The following is a 15,331-nucleotide window of genomic DNA, read 5'->3' as shown; positions in this document are numbered from 1 at the left end:
CAAAAGTCCGCCCCGCAAGATGTGTGATCGTCGCGATCTTATGCCGCGTCTTCGTCGATTTCGACTTCGTCGTTCACAGCAACGATTTCTTTATCGTCGTAGTGACCGCAGGAAGGGCAAACGTGGTGTGGGCGCTTCAGCTCACCGCAGTTTGCACATTCGTTCGGGTTTGCAGCAACCAGTGCATCGTGCGCGCGGCGGTTGTTGCGGCGCGACTTGGATACTTTATTCTGTTGGACGGCCATGTCTCAACCTTCGTATATTGGGGCCTTGGGGTTATGCCCGCGGCGCGTTTCACATTCGTTCGTTAGATCAGTAGGCGAGCGTTTAGGCCGCAGCCTGTCCGATGTCCAACCAAAAATTCCGATGAGCGCGCGAAAATACTGAGAATCCCCGCTGGCGCAAGCGGTTTTTTAAGGGAGCTTGCGCTGTGTTACCAGCGCGAAAAGCCCCTTTTTACAGATTTCACGCATCACCTTCCGGTTTCAGCTGGTTTTTTAGGGCCGCAAGTCCGGCAAAGGGTTTGGCATCTTCGTCCCGCATCGGTTCAACGCCGGGCTGGCTGTAGACGGCTTCGCCCAGTTCGGCCCCGGCCTTGCGCGGATAGGCCGGGATCAAAAGGGCCAATGCCTCGAGCATGATTTCGTAGGGGTGGATGGTGACCCCAAGCGGTTCGACGCGCTCATCTTCTTCCATTTCGCGTTCCGGGTCATCCGGCTCGGCTAGGTCAGAGACAAAGAAACGTTGGACTTTCTCATCGATTCGCGTGGTCACAGGATCGGTGGTGACGACGCAATCCTGTACAATGGTGGCTCCCAGCATCGCTGACAGTTGCCAGTCGTGGCGCCCCTTGGTGCTGATCTCTCCCTTGAAGCGCAGCTTGCGCAACCCCTTCAGGTGCAGCTCTTGTGCCAGTGCGCCCAGCGTCTCGGCGTCGGGTTGAATATCAAAGGTCGTGGGCCTGTTCTGCGGCAGATCGGCCACGCGCACAGTGGTGTTATCAGTCATCATGGGAACTTTCGTTTCTTGAACAGGAAGCTTGCATTAGGTAATCGGGTTCAAAGGCCTGTTCAAGTCGGGTCAAGATAGAGTTGTGGGGAGCATCATGGGTGCAAAGGCAGATCAGCTGACGTCAGCGGTGAAATATGCAACTTGGGCGCTCGCCGGATTGGCTTTGATGGCCTGCTCGCCGATTTATCAGCGTCATGGCTATGTGCCCACCGAAGAACAACTGGCCGAGGTCGTTGTCGGTGTGGATACCAAAGATTCGGTGGCAGAGAGCATCGGCGTGCCCTCTGCCTCGGGTGTGTTGAACGACGGCGGCTACTATTATGTCGCGACGCTGATGCGCACACGCGGTGCCGGGGCGGTCAAGCCTGTGTCGCGCTCATTGGTTGCGGTGAATTTTGATTCGCGTGATGTTGTTTCGGGGGTCGAACGCTACAGCCTTGAGGATGGCCGTGTCATCCCGCTGGAGCGCCGGGTGACCAGTTCTAGCGTGCAGGACAAGACCTTCTTGCGTCAGCTGTTGGGAAGCCTTGGCAATTTCAATCCGGGTAATCTGTTGGAATAATCAGCCATTCTGGCCGAGACTTGTCAGCGAATGCCTGTCGACCATGATTCATGGTCGAGAATGGCTGGAGGTTGCGATGACAGAGGCTGCCATTCGCCCTGCGGGCTCACTGCTGGAAAAGGGGCGCTACAGAGTGCGTCTGGCGCAGGATGCCACAGATCTGGCGGCGGCGCGCGCCTTTCGCAGTCAGTGCTTTCAGACCGAGGTGCTGGATCAAGATCAGTTTGACGCGTGCTCTCAACATGTTTTGGTCGAAGACAGGGCGACAGGTGTGGTCCTGTGCTGTTTTCGCCTGCGCCTGTTCCAGACTGGCGGGGATGTGGAGCAAAGCTATTCTGCCCAGTTCTACGACCTGTCAGGTCTGAAAGGCTTTGCCGAACCGCTGGCCGAACTGGGGCGGTTTTGCCTGTCACCAGAGAGCCGCGATCCTGACATTCTGCGTCTGGCCTGGGCGGCTGTGACAAAGCTCGTGGATCAGGCTGGTGTGGCTTTGCTGTTTGGCTGCTCGTCCTTTGCCGGAACCGATATCAGTCAGTACCATGCGGCTTTTGCCTTGTTGCAGTATCGCCATCTGGCACCTGAGAACTGGCGACCGGGTCTAAAGTCCCCCCTTGGTCGCAGGTTTCAGCAGATCTTGGCAGCCGACTCCAAATCGACCGAAACCGAGAAGGTCAAACCTGATCTGAAACAGGGGCTGGCGCAGCTGCCGCCCCTGTTGCGCAGCTATCTCAGCATGGGGGGGGCGGTCAGTGACCATTTGGTGATCGACCCAGAATTGAAGACACTGCACGTCTTTACCGGGCTGGAGATTGGGGCCATTTCCCCGGCGCGCAAACGCTTGCTGCGCTCCGTGGCTGAGATCGATGCGTGACAGGGGCGTGACAGGGGCCTGACAAGTGCCCGACAGGTGGCTGACGAAGCTGGGCACATGCAGGATAGAGGCGCGTCTGTAGCCAGAATGGCGGCAATAGATTGACGCCAGCTCCTGCGGGGGGTAGCTGGCTGCCATGGCACGTATTCCTCTTTTGCAGATGACGGGTATCTCGCTGACCTTCGGCGGAGATCCCATTTTTTCAGACCTTGATCTGGTGGTTCAACCCGGCGACCGGGTCGCCCTTGTTGGGCGTAACGGCTCGGGAAAATCCACCCTAATGAAGGTGATGGCCGGACTTGTTGAAGCCGACAAAGGGACCCTTGTGGTGCCACAGGGGCGCTCTGTTGGTTATATGGAGCAAGATCCGCAGATGACGGGGTTTGCTACTTTGGGCGAGTTTGCCGCCAGTGGCCTGGATCCCGGAGAGCTTTACAAGGTGGAGCGCGCGGGCGAGGGGCTGAAATTCGACCCCGACCGCCCGGTTGAAACCGCATCGGGCGGTGAGCGACGTCGCGCAGCCCTGGCCAAACTGATGGCCGAAGCGCCGGATCTGATGCTGCTGGACGAGCCGACCAACCACCTGGATATCGAGGCGATCACCTGGCTTGAAGCAGAGCTGAAATCGACCCGCGCCGCCTTTGTGCTGATCAGCCATGACCGGGCGTTTTTGCGCGCGCTCACCCGCGCCACGCTTTGGGTTGATCGCGGTCAGGTGCGCCGTCAGGAGACGGGCTTTGAGGGGTTTGAGGCTTGGCGCGACAAGATCTGGGAAGAAGAAGATCAGCAGCGCCACAAGCTGAACCGGTTGATCAAAAGCGAAAGCCGTTGGGCCGTCGAAGGTATCTCGGCCCGGCGCAAGCGCAACATGGGCCGGGTGCGAGCGCTGCATGACTTGAAGGCGGAACGCGGCGCGCAAATCAAACGGCAGGGGGCTGCGGAGCTGGCGCTGGATGCTGGTCCCAAATCCGGCCGCAAGGTGATTGAGGCCGAAGGGCTGTGCAAAAGCTATGGTGACAAAGACATCGTGCGCGATTTCTCCCTGAAGGTGCAGCGCGGCGACCGGGTGGCTTTTGTCGGCCCCAATGGTGCGGGGAAGACGACGCTGCTCAAGCTGCTGTTGGGACAGGAAGCCCCGGATGAGGGCACGGTAAAGCTGGGTACAAACCTGGAGATCGCCCTGTTTGACCAGACCCGCGACCAGCTCGATCCAAATGCTAGCCTTTGGGAAAACCTCACCAGTGATCCATTGCTGGGGATTTCCGGCAAGGCGGATCAGGTTATGGTGCGCGGACAGCCCAAACATGTTGTCGGCTACCTGAAAGAATTCCTGTTCGACGAAAGTCAGGCCCGCGCGCCTGTGCGCTCGCTTTCGGGCGGCGAAAAGGCGCGCTTGCTGCTGGCGCGTCTGATGGCGCGGCAAAGCAACCTTTTGGTGCTGGATGAGCCGACAAACGATCTGGACGTGGAAACGCTGGATCTGTTGCAGGAACTGCTGGATAGCTACGATGGCACGGTGCTTTTGGTTAGCCACGACCGGGATTTTCTGGATCGGGTGGCCACCACCACCATCGCCATGGAGGGCGAAGGCAGGGTCACGGCCTACGCCGGTGGCTGGACTGATTACCTCAGCCAGCGTGGCGACCTGCCAGGAGGTGATCTGGCAGGCAAGGCTGGCAAGGTAAAATCAGCCAAGCCAAAGCCGAAACAGGACAGCCAGCCGCAATCCGGGTTGAGCTTCAAGGAAAAGCATCGTCTTGAGGCGCTGCCGGGTGAAATGGAACGGCTGGAGCAGGAGATTGCCAAACTGCAGGAGTTGATGGCCGATCCGGCCCTGTTTACCCGGGAACCGGTAAAGTTCAAAAAGGCCAGCGAAGCCCTTGTGGAACGTCAGGAAAAACTGGCGGCCAGCGAAGAAGAATGGCTGGAACTGGAAGAAAAAGCCGAAGGCTAGGCGGGCAGGCCTTTTCGGATCACTTGCTGATCGTGCGGGCGGGGTTGCCAACTACGGTGGCCCCAGCCGACACATCGCGCGTTACAACGGCGCCAGCGCCAACAATCGCCCCGTCGCCAATGGTGACGCTCGGCAACAGAATGGCGCTGCCGCCGATCCAGACATCGTCTCCTAAAGTGATGGCATGCGCCTGTTCCAACCCTTTGGCGCGCAGGTCGCGGTCCAGATGGTGCTGTGCACAGTAGATCTGCACGCCGGGCCCCAGCATGCAACGGTTGCCAATGCGTACTGGGGCGGTGTCCAGAATGGTGCAGCCTGCATTCATATAGACCTGATCCCCCAGTGAAATATTGAACCCATAGGCGCAGTGAAAGGGCTGTTCGATCAGGCAGTCGGTCCCGTGGCTGGCAAACAGCCCGGCCAGTGGTGGGCTGAAGGTGCATGCGGGGTCTGGAAGGGCTGAATTATGCTGATGCAGGGCTAGACGTGCCGCATGTTGCAGGGCTTCCAACTCTGGGTCGCGGCAGCAATACCAGGCGCCCTCTGCCATCTTCTGCCGTTCTGATTTTCCCATGATCGCGCCCCTGTTTGATACCCCAACTAGAGGCAGGTCCCCGGGCAGGTCAATATCAAGCTATGAGGGTAGGACATGGACTGGAGAGGTACCAATACTTCTGCGATGTACCGGTTTGCGGTAAACTGGCGCGAAATTGTGGAAATGTCCCCCCACCGGTTGGGCGGGGGGCGCAGATATCAGCGCATGCGCAGGGCGCCGTCGATGCGAATGACTTCACCATTCAGATAGCCTGCCTCGGCAATGAAGCCCGCAAGCTGGCCATATTCGGCCGGATCACCCAGGCGGGCGGGATTTGGCACATCTGCGGCCAGCTGCTGCTGTACTTCTTCGGGCAGGCCGGCCAGCATCGGTGTCATGAAGATGCCGGGGGCAATGGTCATGACGCGAATACCGCTGGAGGCCAGATCGCGGGCCATGGGAAGGCACATGCCAACCACACCGCCCTTGGAGGCGGCATAGGCGGCCTGGCCCTTTTGGCCGTCAAAGGCTGCGATGGAGGCGGTGTTGATGATCACGCCGCGCCCGCCATCGGATTCAGGGTCGTTTTTGGCAATCTCGACAGCTGCGAGGCGGGCGACGTTGAAAGTGCCGACCAGATTGATGTCGATGGTGCGTTGAAAGGCATCCAAAGGATGTGCCCCGTCTCGGCCAATGGTCTTGATGCCATAGGCGATACCTGCACAGTTTACACAGGCCGAAATGCGCCCCATTTTCTCTACTGCAAAGGCGATGGCTGCCTCCACCGAAGCCTCATCGGTGACATCTGTCTGAACAAAATGCCCACCGATTTCGCCGGCGACCAGTGCTCCGCGCTCTGCGTCACGATCCAGAATGGTAACTTTGGCGCCGTTTTCGGCAAAGTGGCGCGCTGTGGCTTCGCCGAGGCCGGATGCGCCGCCGGTAACGATGGCGCAGGTCTGTGCGAGTTTCATGAGATGGGCTCCTCCAGGTATCTGAACATTTGTTCAATAAACACCAGAGGTGATGCGCTGTCTAGCGCGACGTGGCGGTCAACAGGTGGCAATCAAGGGGTGGCGGACATCATCCTGCGATCCCATCTGGCCAGCGGCGCCAGCAGGCGTCCCATAGGTGGCCAAAAGAGCCAGGTGCCCCCCAGCTGGGAAACCTTTGCCCCGGTTCCGAGTTTGAAGCGGGCCAGGCCGGGGGCGTCTTCTGTGTTGATGACGCCCAGATCCAGCTGCCGACAGCCTTTCTGCGCCAGCCAGCTTATAGCTTCCCACAGTAAAAGATTGTGGGCCGACAGAACCTTGCCGAGCGCGGTTGTATGAGAAATGTGATAGCTCGCGCTGTCGCCGTGGCGCAGGATGAGGACAGCGGCCAGGATTTCTTTGCCCTGTAGGGCCTGAAACAGTTTTGCCTGTCCCTTGTTTTCCCGCGCATAGGCAAGTGTTAGGGGCACAGGCCAGCTGCGATACTGACGTTGGTGTTGCTGTATGAGGTCTGCCTTGAACAGCCAGTGTTCACTGTTGTCCGGCATGTTCTGTCGTGTAACGCGCAGGTCATGGCCCGTCGCATGGTTGAGCCGGTTGCGCCATTTTTGGTGCAGGCCAGCGCGCCGCGTGTCGGAGCAGGGCGCAATCTGCAGCAGCGCGACACTGGCAGGGCTGAGCAGGGGCACTGCCCCCAAACTGCCGAGTTCCGGGCTTGGACGCTCCGGTGACAGAATGATCGGCACCCGTTTCAGAACACTTTGACGCAGGGTTGAAAACAGCTGTTGTGGTTCAGCAAGAGGTGCACGGTTGATCATGGCGACATCAAAGCGGTCCAGCAATGTGCGACGCGTGACGACCATGTTGTCATGTTCTGGCAGAACCAAAGGTGGGCGTCCATAGGCAGTCATGGCGCGCTGGAATTCGACGCTTTGCGGCAAAGCGCGCAGCGCCGAATTTTGCAAGTCAGATCGGGACACGGATCGGGGCATGACATCAGCTGGCGATAAATCGAACATGGATTCATTTACCATTCAGAAACCTAAATGAGGGTTAATGAAGTCATGAAAAAGAAGTCTACAATCATGGGGCAGGTTGCGCCCAATCCTCGTCTGACGAAGACCGCTGCCTTTCTGGTGGCGACAGCTCTGTCGATCCCGGTCTTTGTGCTGTTGAGCCTGTTGGACTGGCTGTTTTTATAAGGCTCTGCCTCACACTCCGGGAATTTTGGGAAAAATGAAAGCGCAGCCGGTTGTCTCGCCATTTGACGGTGGGGCAAATGTAAGCCGCAAAAAAAGAGGAGCCTTTGAGGCTCCTCTCTGTCTGGTCCTATTGTGTCTAGTCTATTTGTCAGCCTGAAAAGGTTCAGCCTTCAAGTTGTACCAGCGCATGGCGTTTTTTACCCGCCGATAGTTTGATCGGAGAGGAGAGCGCAGTGGCGTCGAGGAACAGACCCGCGTCCGTCAGGGGCTGGTCATCCAACTTGGCACCGTTTTCGGCAATCAGACGCTTGGCGTCCTTGCCGGATTTCGCCAGGCCGGATTTTACAATCAACTGAACGATCGAGATCCCGTCGCCAAGATCCGCTGGGGACAAGGTCAGCGTCGGAAGATCATCGCCAACACCGCCCCTTTCAAAGACCTCGCGCGCGGTGGCCTCGGCTGTCGCGGCAGCATCGGCACCATGCAGCAGTTTGGTGACCTCATTGGCGAGGATCACCTTTGCGGCATTGACGTCCGACCCCTCAAGCGCGCCCAGACGGTCGCATTCATCGACAGGCAGCTCGGTATAGAGTTTGAGGAAGCGGCCGACGTCAGCGTCGGTGGTGTTGCGCCAGAACTGCCAGAACTCATAGGGAGAGCGCATGTCCGGGTTCAGCCAGACGGCGCCATCCTGACTTTTGCCCATCTTTTTGCCATCTGATGTGGTCAGCAGCGGCGAGGTGAGCCCATAGATGGAATTGTCCAGAACGCGGCGTGTCAGGTCGATACCGTTGACGATATTGCCCCATTGATCAGACCCACCCATCTGCAGGATGCAGCCATAACGGCGATTGAGCTCCAAGAAATCATAGGCCTGCAGGATCATGTAGTTGAATTCAAGAAACGAAAGTGACTGTTCACGGTCCAGACGCGATTTGACCGATTCAAAGGCCAGCATCCGGTTCACCGAGAAATGGCGGCCAATGTCGCGCAAAAACTCCAGGTAGTTGAGCCCGTCCAGCCATTCGGCATTGTTCAGCATCAACGCCTTGTTTGGCGCATCGCTGTCGTAGTCGATATAGGCCGAGAACACTTTTTTGATGCCGGCGATATTGTCGTCGATCTGGCTTTCGGTCAGCAGCGGGCGTTCGTCGGCGCGAAACGAAGGATCACCCACCTTGGTGGTGCCGCCGCCCATCAGGGTGATCGGCTGATGTCCGGTTTTCTGAAACCAGCGGAGCATCATGATCTGGATGAGCGAGCCGACGTGCAGAGATTTGGCCGTGGCATCAAAGCCGATATAGGCCGGGCGCACACCCTGCATCAGGGCCTCATCAAGGCCTTGATAATCGGTGCAATCAGCAAGGAACCCGCGTTCCATCATGACTGCGATGAAGTCCGATTTTGGGTGATAGGTCATAACATGCCTCGGCTATTGGTGTGCGCCGTGGTGTATAAAACGCAAATGGAACACATGGAACCTGTTTTCCCGACTAATTTGCCGCTGTATCATTGCAAACAACCGCCTGAGATGCGCACAGGTATGAACCACGGCACTGCGGGGGACGCAACGCGACACCTTTGGGCCGCAAGACTAGAACAAAATGAGGCCGCCAATGAGCAAGGTGATTGCAAAAACGGGTATGGTGCGTGCGCTGGGGGCCATGAGTGGCACCTCGCTGGATGGCGTCGACACGGCTGTGGTTGAAACGGACGGGATAACAATCGCGGGCTTTGGCCAAAGCGACTATTGCTCCTTTAGTGACGCAGAGCGTGCCGTCTTGCGGGCGGCTCTTGGTCAGTGGCACGGCCCGGCTGTAGAGGCGGCGACCGAGGTGGTGGAGGCGGTTCACCTAAAAGCGCTTGCGGGCTATGAGGATGTCGATCTCATCGGGTTTCACGGACAGACCCTCGCCCATGCGCCGCGGCTGCAGGGTACGTTACAAGTCGGCAATGGTGCGGCCCTTGCTGAGGCGCTGCAGCGCCCGGTAGTTTGGGATTTTCGCTCTGATGATGTTGCCATGGGCGGCGAAGGCGCGCCTTTGGCACCGTTTTTCCATTTTGCCTGCGCCAAACACATCAAAGCTGACGCCCCCCTTTGTTTTCTTAATCTGGGTGGCGTGGGCAACATTACCTATGTCGATCCGCGATTTGCTGATCCGGATGAGCCTGGGGCCTTGCTTGCCTTTGATACCGGGCCTGCAAATGCCCCGATGAATGATCTGATGCAGGCGCGTCTGGGCAGGCCCTGCGATGAGGATGGGCGCATTGCCAGCAAAGGCACGGTGGAGACCGGCGCGTTGGAGCTGTTCCTGGCCGAGCCATTTTTTGCCAAGATGCCGCCAAAATCGCTGGACCGGAATGATTTTGCGGAAATGATCGATCTGGTCAAGGAATTGAGTGATGCCGATGCCATGGCGACGCTGACGGCCATGTGTGCCGCAGCTGTAGCACAGGGGATGGAGCATTGCCCAACACCCCCCACAAAGGTGTTGGTCACCGGAGGGGGGCGTCACAACCCGGTGCTTATGGAAATGCTCAGGGTTTCGCTTGATTGTCCGGTTGCTCCCATTGAAGAAGTCGGACTGGATGGGGATATGCTGGAAGCACAGGCATTTGCCTATCTGGCTGTACGGGTGGCGCGCGGCTTGCCGACCTCTTGTCCCAGTACCACCGGGGTGCGTGCTTCTGTGGGCGGGGGCATGATCAGCCAGCCAGAAAAGGCCTTGCACTAAGCCGCCCAGCTATAAATAGACCTTGCCTGTGCCTGTGCCTGAAATGCGCGACGTAAAGAACTACGACAACAAGCAGACTGACCCGTGTAGGGCGGCCGAGGGATTTGACCTCAGCGTGGGATATCAAACCCCGGTTCTGCCAGCTCGAATCCCTCAAAACGAAACCCCGGTGACACGGTGCAGCTGACCAATGTGTAGTCTCCGGTGGTGCGGGCCGCCTGCCAGTGGCCTTCGGGGACGATAATCTGTGGTTCGCCCTCGGTTAGGTCGGGGCTCAGCAGGTGATCGCGGGCTGGGCCTGCATCGGATTGCGTAAGCGACAAAACCAGCGGTGCGCCAGAGTGAAAGAGCCAGATCTCGGTAGCATCCACCCGGTGCCAATGGCTGGCTTCGCCTGCGCGCAGCAGGAAATAGATGCAGGTCCCCGAGGCACGTTCGTCAGAGCCTTCTGGAGTTGCAGCAATCCAGGTCTGGCGATACCAGCCGCCTTCGGGATGCCGCATAAGTTGCAGTTTTGTTATGATTTCATCTGCAGTCATGGGGGGCCTCATCTTGATGCTGGTAAATTCGTTTCTGTGACATATCTTTGAGGCATGAGCTTGCATATCCCCTTTGACAATACATTTGCGCGCCTTGCGCCGCATTTCTACAGCCCTCAGCTGCCGGAGCCTGTGAAGGCGCCGCATCTGATCGCTTTGAACCAAGATCTCGCCCGGATGTTGCAGATAGCCCCCGGCGAAATCCCTGAAATGGCAGAGGTTTTTGCCGGCAATGTACTGGCGCAGGGGGCTGAGCCATTGGCGCAGGCCTACGCCGGACATCAGTTTGGCAATTTCAATCCACAACTGGGCGATGGCCGCGCCTTGCTGTTGGGCGAGGTGCTGGGGCAGGACGGAAAACGCTATGATATCCAGCTCAAAGGGGCGGGACGTACGCCCTATTCCCGTCAGGGAGACGGGCGCGCCTGGCTGGGACCGGTGTTGCGGGAATATGTCGTCTCGGAGGCGATGCACGCGCTGGGCATTCCCACCACCCGCGCGCTGGCGGCTGTGACCACAGGCGAAACCGTCTGGCGCGAAGGCGGCATGCCAGGCGCCATTCTGACGCGCGTCGCTGCCAGCCACCTGCGGGTCGGAACCTTTCAGCTGTTTGCGGCACGCGGCCAGACTGAGGCGCTGAAACAGCTGACTGATTATGCCATCGCCCGCCATTACCCGGATGCCAAGGGACCAATGGGGCTGTTGCGCGCGGTGCGCGATGCTCAGGCTGGGTTGATTGCTGCCTGGATGTCGGTCGGCTTTATTCACGGGGTGATGAATACGGATAACTGCAGTATTTCCGGCGAAACGATTGACTATGGGCCCTGCGCCTTTCTGGACGAATATCATCCGGAACAGGTGTTTTCCTCGATCGATCGGATGGGGCGCTATGCCTACGCAAACCAGCCCAGTATTGCGGTGTGGAACCTGGCGCAGCTGGCCACCGCTTTGATCCAGCAGCTGGAGGATCCGCAAGACGGCGTCGAAGAGGCAACCGCGATCATTCATGCTATGCCATCGCTGATCGAGGTGGAGTGGCTGCGCCTGTTCCGGCGCAAGATCGGTCTGGTGACGGTAGATAGCGGTGATCTGGATTTGATTTCGGACCTTTTGGAACGCATGGCAGAGAACCAGGCGGATTTTACCAACACGTTTCGCGCGTTGAGTGGTGGCAATGCACGGGCAGAGTTTACTGATCCCGCCGCGTTTGACGCTTGGCATACTATCTGGAAGCAGCGGCAACAGGCTGAGCAGGACTCGAAGGCGGTCATGCGTGCGACCAATCCCTGCTTCATTCCGCGCAATCATCGCATCGAAGAGATGATTGCAGCCGCAGTGGCCAATGATTTTTCCCCCTTTCATCAGCTGAGCAAGATCTTGGCACACCCTTATGAGGAACAACCCGACGCGGTGGCATATCGCCAGCCACCCAAGCCTGATGAGGTTGTCCGCGCGACCTTCTGCGGTACCTGAGTGGCTCTGAGGCAGCCCCCCATGAGGCGTAGCTCTCCCGCCCGTCGGCCTCCTTTTTTGACAAAAAGCTGACCTCCCGTTGGGCGTGGCGCCGTGCCTTTGGCACGGCGCCACGCCCAACCAGCAATGTTGCATCTATGATGCGACGGCGCTGGGCGGGAGCGCTTGCCGCTTGGGCGGCTTGGGCGGCGCACTCTTAAAATGGGCTTTGGGGGCTGCGACGAAGGGAGTGGTGGATTTCGGGAGAAAACTGCGGCACTAAAACCAAGTTGTTTCAGGAGGCTCCATGCCGACACCCACGCTTCGATTGGCCAGCTACAATATCCAGAAATGCATCGGCCTGGACCTGCGCCGCCAGCCGCGGCGTATCCTTCAAGTGCTCGACCGGATCGGGGCGCAGATCGTTCTGCTGCAGGAGGCCGACAAACGCCTGCCGCCGCGGCCTGCGGCCCTACCGCATTTTGTTTTGAACGAGGCGAACTGGCAGGTGGTTGATCTGGGCGGGGCGGGCTCTCTTGGCTGGCATGGCAATGCCATTCTGTGGAAAGGCGAAAGCATCCAGCTACAGCAACAGGGGCATCTGACCCTTCCGGGGCTTGAGCCACGTGGCGCTGTCTGGGCCAAGTTTGGCACCGAAATCGGCAGTTTTCGCGTCGTGGGCGCACATCTGGGTCTCACGGGGGGGGCGCGTCGTGAACAGGTACAACGACTGGCAGAGCAAACCCGAAAATGGACCGATGTGCCGACGGTCTGGGCCGGAGACTTCAACGATTGGGCGCGCCAACCCAGTTTTCTGTCTTTGGCACCGGAGATGCAGTTTCTGCCTGCCAAACCCAGCTTTCCGGCGCTCCGGCCGCTGGCATCATTGGATCGCATTGCCCTGAGCGAGGGATTGCAAGCCGCACAGGCGGGAGTGCATTCTGCCCAACCCGCCCACATTGCGTCGGATCACCTGCCGGTCTGGGCGGATCTGTACCCGAGCTAGGCTTTTGGGGTGACTAAGGGCCGCTGTGTGTCTGCTGTAGGCACCGCTTTTGTTCTTGCCAAGCAAAGAGGGGCGCCCGGTTTGCACCAGACGCTCCTTCATTTTGGAAAGCAGCCCCAATTCCGACGGAAGTCATTTAACTGTGACTGCGGACGGGTCTGCAATATTTGGTGAGCCTGAAACCTAGCGCGCCTGACGACGCTGGCCGCCAGCTGACGAACCTGCTGGCTTGCCGCCGCTTCGAGCGCCGCCACCTGCACCCTGACCGCCACCAGCGCCCTGTGATTTGCCACGACCACCGCCGCTGCCACCGCCGCCGTTACGACGGCCCCGGTTGCCGCCGGGGCGCCCGCCGCCTGGTTTGCCACCGGGGCGGCCACCGCGGGAGGCCTTGGGATCAGGCATGACCTCCCAGGGCGTGCCTGAGGCCGTAGGGATGGTGATCTTCATCACCTTTTGAATAGCCTTCAGCTCTTCCATCTCGTCTGGTGCGCAAAACGCAACGGCCTGGCCATCCTTGCCGGCACGCGCTGTCCGGCCAATCCGGTGCACATAGGCGTCCGGCACGTTGGGCAGCTCGTAGTTGTAGACATATTTCACGTCGGGGATATCGAGCCCTCGGGCGGCAACATCAGTGGCAACCAGCACCTTAATCTGACCTGATTTGAACGCTGCGAGCGCGCGTTCGCGCTGGCCCTGGCTTTTGTTGCCATGGATGGCTGCGGCAGCGAAACCGGCTTTTTCCAGCACCTTCATCAGCTTTTCCATGCCGTGCTTGGTGCGGCCAAAGACCAGCGTGCGCTCATCCTTGTGCTCACCCAGCAGCTCTTTCAGCAGGCTCAGCTTTTCGGCCTTGGCGATGAAATGCACCGATTGTGTCACTTTGGCAGCAGGTTTGCCGGGAGGGGTGACTTCAATGCGCACGGGACGCTGCAGGTAGGAATTGGCAATCTCGTTCATCTGCTTTGGCATAGTGGCCGAAAACAGCATGGTCTGGCGCTCTTCAGGAAGCAGCGAGGAGATCTTGCGAAGGGCATGGATAAAGCCGAGATCCAGCATCTGGTCGGCCTCGTCCAGCACCAGAAAATCGCAAGAGCCCAAGTCAAGCGCTTTGCGATCGAGAATGTCGATCAAACGGCCGGGGGTGGCGACCAGAATATCGGTACCACGCGAAATGCGCTGGATTTGTGGGTTGATGGACACACCACCGACAACCAGACCGATCTTCATCGGAGTGCCCTCGGTCAGATCCTTCAGGGTTGCAGCAATCTGGTTGGCCAGCTCGCGGGTGGGGGCCAGAACCAGACCACGCACAGTATGCGCGGCAGGTTTGCGGCCATAGTCCAGCATCCGGGCAATCAGCGGCACGCCAAAGGCGGCGGTTTTGCCAGTGCCGGTCTGGGCCAGGCCCAGCACGTCTTCGCCGTTCAGCGCATGGGGAATAGCGCGCGCCTGGATTGGCGTTGGCTCTTTCAGACCCATATCGGCCAGACGGGCCAGAACTTGTTCGGGCAGGCCCATTGTTGAAAATTCAGTCACGTATCGTCCTTTCGCGGTCCTGCATCGCGTGCAAAACCGTCTGTGCCAGTCGCAGGATGCGCTGGCGCCTGGTGGGGCAAAGCCCTCGGGCGGGGGCTGGCGAGCGCCAGTCCGCTGGGTTTTGCGAGTGCCCCACGCGTGATTTTGGGAACCTTGGCACTTCACTAGACGCCGGGGTGTTTCGCGCTATCATGGCGCGTCCGGGGGTCTCTGCTCACGCGGCAGGGAAGGATACCTGCCGCTCACATGGCGGTTTCTGTGGATAAAGTCAATGCGTGCCAGATGCGGAATTCCGGTTTTCGTCGGCGCAATCATTGATTACACAGAGAGCCCAGATGAATGGACCGACGAGTGGACGGAAAGCAAAACGCCATGACGATTATCGCCCGATGTGAGGCCAAGGGCCTGCGGATGACCGGTCAGCGCCGGGTGATTGCCCGTGCCCTGCAGGACAGTCTGGACCACCCGGATGTCGAAGAGCTCTATGCCCGGGCCAGTGCCTTGGATTCCGGTATTTCGCTGGCGACCGTCTATCGTACGGTCAAACTGTTTGAAGAGGCAGGCATTCTGGACCGCCTTGAATTTGGCGATGGCCGGGCCCGCTATGAAGATGCCGACCGTGATCACCACGACCATCTGATAGATATCAACACCGGCGAGGTGATCGAATTCTGTGATCCCGAAATCGAGGCGCTGCAGGAAAAGATCGCCGCCAAGCTGGGCTACCAGTTGAAGGGGCACAAGCTGGAGCTTTACGGCGTTCCGCTGAAAAAGAGCTAGGCTGACAGCACCGGTTCTGGAGCCGTTTTGCGAAGCCCTTGCTCAAAATGTGCCCTGCTTTTTTCTGTCATGATTTTTCGTGTACCGCCTGAGACTCATCATCAGTCGTGATGCTTTACGCAACAACTTGTTGTGCTGGTCGCTTAAAACTGT

The 15,331-nt window shown here is 58.9% G+C and carries 16 protein-coding genes; 8 read left to right on the top strand and 8 right to left on the bottom strand.

What is annotated here, in order from left to right:
* Window positions 1-38: 38 nt before the first annotated feature.
* Together rpmF and PH5382_RS14615 are read right to left on the bottom strand one after the other, a co-directional pair.
* The gene (gene rpmF / locus PH5382_RS14620) at window positions 39-245 is read right to left on the bottom strand and encodes a 50S ribosomal protein L32 (protein WP_058335138.1); all 207 of its coding nucleotides are present in this window, start codon (window positions 243-245) and stop codon (window positions 39-41) included.
* A 220-nt stretch (window positions 246-465) separates the two neighbouring features.
* Window positions 466-1,008: a YceD family protein gene (locus tag PH5382_RS14615; protein WP_058335156.1), complete on the bottom strand. Its 543-nt coding sequence runs from the start codon at window positions 1,006-1,008 to the stop codon at window positions 466-468.
* Between the two features lie 97 nt (window positions 1,009-1,105).
* Here PH5382_RS14615 and PH5382_RS14610 point away from each other — a divergent pair, with 97 nt between their 5' ends.
* The 3 genes from PH5382_RS14610 (at window position 1,106) to PH5382_RS14600 (ending at window position 4,398) form a co-directional block, all read left to right on the top strand.
* Window positions 1,106-1,573 carry an outer membrane protein assembly factor BamE gene (locus tag PH5382_RS14610; protein ID WP_058335137.1) on the top strand — a complete coding sequence of 156 codons (468 nt, stop codon included), beginning with the start codon at window positions 1,106-1,108 and terminating at the stop codon, window positions 1,571-1,573.
* A gap of 43 nt (window positions 1,574-1,616) precedes the next feature.
* On the top strand, window positions 1,617-2,444 hold the full coding sequence (locus tag PH5382_RS14605; RefSeq protein WP_306341248.1) for a GNAT family N-acetyltransferase: 828 nt from the start codon (window positions 1,617-1,619) through the stop codon (window positions 2,442-2,444).
* Window positions 2,445-2,604: 160 nt separating this feature from the next.
* Complete coding sequence (locus PH5382_RS14600; protein WP_082645694.1) at window positions 2,605-4,398, top strand: ABC-F family ATP-binding cassette domain-containing protein; 1,794 nt, start codon at window positions 2,605-2,607, stop codon at window positions 4,396-4,398.
* Window positions 4,399-4,417: 19 nt separating this feature from the next.
* Here the strand turns inward: PH5382_RS14600 and PH5382_RS14595 are convergent, their stop codons facing one another.
* The 3 genes from PH5382_RS14595 to PH5382_RS14585 all read right to left on the bottom strand — a co-directional run bounded on the left by PH5382_RS14595 (window position 4,418) and on the right by PH5382_RS14585 (window position 6,944).
* Window positions 4,418-4,972: a sugar O-acetyltransferase gene (locus PH5382_RS14595; protein WP_058335134.1), complete on the bottom strand. Its 555-nt coding sequence runs from the start codon at window positions 4,970-4,972 to the stop codon at window positions 4,418-4,420.
* Between the two features lie 179 nt (window positions 4,973-5,151).
* Window positions 5,152-5,907 (bottom strand): 3-hydroxyacyl-CoA dehydrogenase, encoded by a 756-nt coding sequence (locus PH5382_RS14590; protein WP_058335133.1) that lies wholly within the window; start codon window positions 5,905-5,907, stop codon window positions 5,152-5,154.
* A 92-nt stretch (window positions 5,908-5,999) separates the two neighbouring features.
* On the bottom strand, window positions 6,000-6,944 hold the full coding sequence (locus PH5382_RS14585) for a GNAT family N-acetyltransferase (RefSeq protein WP_058335132.1): 945 nt from the start codon (window positions 6,942-6,944) through the stop codon (window positions 6,000-6,002).
* A 45-nt stretch (window positions 6,945-6,989) separates the two neighbouring features.
* On the opposite strand from PH5382_RS14585, the gene PH5382_RS20025 reads away from it, so the two are divergent.
* Window positions 6,990-7,127, top strand: coding sequence for a hypothetical protein (locus PH5382_RS20025; RefSeq protein ID WP_197410054.1), 138 nt, complete (start codon window positions 6,990-6,992; stop codon window positions 7,125-7,127).
* Between the two features lie 163 nt (window positions 7,128-7,290).
* On the opposite strand, the gene tyrS is transcribed toward PH5382_RS20025, so the two are convergent.
* A complete protein-coding gene (gene tyrS / locus PH5382_RS14580; RefSeq protein WP_058335131.1) occupies window positions 7,291-8,547 on the bottom strand; it encodes a tyrosine--tRNA ligase in 1,257 nt (418 codons plus the stop codon).
* Window positions 8,548-8,743: 196 nt separating this feature from the next.
* Between tyrS and PH5382_RS14575 the strand changes: the two genes are divergently transcribed.
* Window positions 8,744-9,862 (top strand): anhydro-N-acetylmuramic acid kinase, encoded by a 1,119-nt coding sequence (locus tag PH5382_RS14575; RefSeq protein WP_058335130.1) that lies wholly within the window; start codon window positions 8,744-8,746, stop codon window positions 9,860-9,862.
* Between the two features lie 110 nt (window positions 9,863-9,972).
* Here the strand turns inward: PH5382_RS14575 and PH5382_RS14570 are convergent, their stop codons facing one another.
* A complete protein-coding gene (locus PH5382_RS14570; RefSeq protein ID WP_058335129.1) occupies window positions 9,973-10,401 on the bottom strand; it encodes a cupin domain-containing protein in 429 nt (142 codons plus the stop codon).
* Window positions 10,402-10,455: 54 nt separating this feature from the next.
* On the opposite strand from PH5382_RS14570, the gene PH5382_RS14565 reads away from it, so the two are divergent.
* Both PH5382_RS14565 and PH5382_RS14560 read left to right on the top strand, forming a co-directional pair.
* On the top strand, window positions 10,456-11,874 hold the full coding sequence (locus tag PH5382_RS14565) for a protein adenylyltransferase SelO (protein ID WP_058335128.1): 1,419 nt from the start codon (window positions 10,456-10,458) through the stop codon (window positions 11,872-11,874).
* A gap of 286 nt (window positions 11,875-12,160) precedes the next feature.
* A complete protein-coding gene (locus PH5382_RS14560) occupies window positions 12,161-12,859 on the top strand; it encodes an endonuclease/exonuclease/phosphatase family protein (protein ID WP_058335127.1) in 699 nt (232 codons plus the stop codon).
* 183 nt (window positions 12,860-13,042) lie between these two features.
* On the opposite strand, the gene PH5382_RS14555 is transcribed toward PH5382_RS14560, so the two are convergent.
* Entirely contained in the window at window positions 13,043-14,398 is a 1,356-nt protein-coding gene (locus PH5382_RS14555) for a DEAD/DEAH box helicase (RefSeq protein WP_058335126.1), read from the bottom strand.
* Between the two features lie 372 nt (window positions 14,399-14,770).
* On the opposite strand from PH5382_RS14555, the gene PH5382_RS14550 reads away from it, so the two are divergent.
* Window positions 14,771-15,178, top strand: a complete 408-nt coding sequence (locus PH5382_RS14550) for a Fur family transcriptional regulator (RefSeq protein ID WP_156414926.1) — start codon at window positions 14,771-14,773, stop codon at window positions 15,176-15,178.
* Window positions 15,179-15,331 lie beyond the last annotated feature (153 nt).

The organism is Phaeobacter sp. CECT 5382 (genome assembly GCF_001457775.1).
Lineage (GTDB): Bacteria > Pseudomonadota > Alphaproteobacteria > Rhodobacterales > Rhodobacteraceae > Pseudophaeobacter.
This window is presented reverse-complemented; position numbering and strand designations above follow the sequence as displayed.

Coding starts and splice junctions, on each gene's coding strand:
- rpmF (WP_058335138.1), bottom strand. CDS start 245: ATGGCCGTCCAACAGAATAAAGTATCCAAGTCGCGCCGCAACAACCGC.
- PH5382_RS14615 (WP_058335156.1), bottom strand. CDS start 1,008: ATGACTGATAACACCACTGTGCGCGTGGCCGATCTGCCGCAGAACAGG.
- PH5382_RS14610 (WP_058335137.1), top strand. CDS start 1,106: ATGGGTGCAAAGGCAGATCAGCTGACGTCAGCGGTGAAATATGCAACT.
- PH5382_RS14605 (WP_306341248.1), top strand. CDS start 1,617: ATGATTCATGGTCGAGAATGGCTGGAGGTTGCGATGACAGAGGCTGCC.
- PH5382_RS14600 (WP_082645694.1), top strand. CDS start 2,605: ATGACGGGTATCTCGCTGACCTTCGGCGGAGATCCCATTTTTTCAGAC.
- PH5382_RS14595 (WP_058335134.1), bottom strand. CDS start 4,972: ATGGGAAAATCAGAACGGCAGAAGATGGCAGAGGGCGCCTGGTATTGC.
- PH5382_RS14590 (WP_058335133.1), bottom strand. CDS start 5,907: ATGAAACTCGCACAGACCTGCGCCATCGTTACCGGCGGCGCATCCGGC.
- PH5382_RS14585 (WP_058335132.1), bottom strand. CDS start 6,944: ATGTTCGATTTATCGCCAGCTGATGTCATGCCCCGATCCGTGTCCCGA.
- PH5382_RS20025 (WP_197410054.1), top strand. CDS start 6,990: ATGAAAAAGAAGTCTACAATCATGGGGCAGGTTGCGCCCAATCCTCGT.
- tyrS (WP_058335131.1), bottom strand. CDS start 8,547: ATGACCTATCACCCAAAATCGGACTTCATCGCAGTCATGATGGAACGC.
- PH5382_RS14575 (WP_058335130.1), top strand. CDS start 8,744: ATGAGCAAGGTGATTGCAAAAACGGGTATGGTGCGTGCGCTGGGGGCC.
- PH5382_RS14570 (WP_058335129.1), bottom strand. CDS start 10,401: ATGACTGCAGATGAAATCATAACAAAACTGCAACTTATGCGGCATCCC.
- PH5382_RS14565 (WP_058335128.1), top strand. CDS start 10,456: ATGAGCTTGCATATCCCCTTTGACAATACATTTGCGCGCCTTGCGCCG.
- PH5382_RS14560 (WP_058335127.1), top strand. CDS start 12,161: ATGCCGACACCCACGCTTCGATTGGCCAGCTACAATATCCAGAAATGC.
- PH5382_RS14550 (WP_156414926.1), top strand. CDS start 14,771: ATGACGATTATCGCCCGATGTGAGGCCAAGGGCCTGCGGATGACCGGT.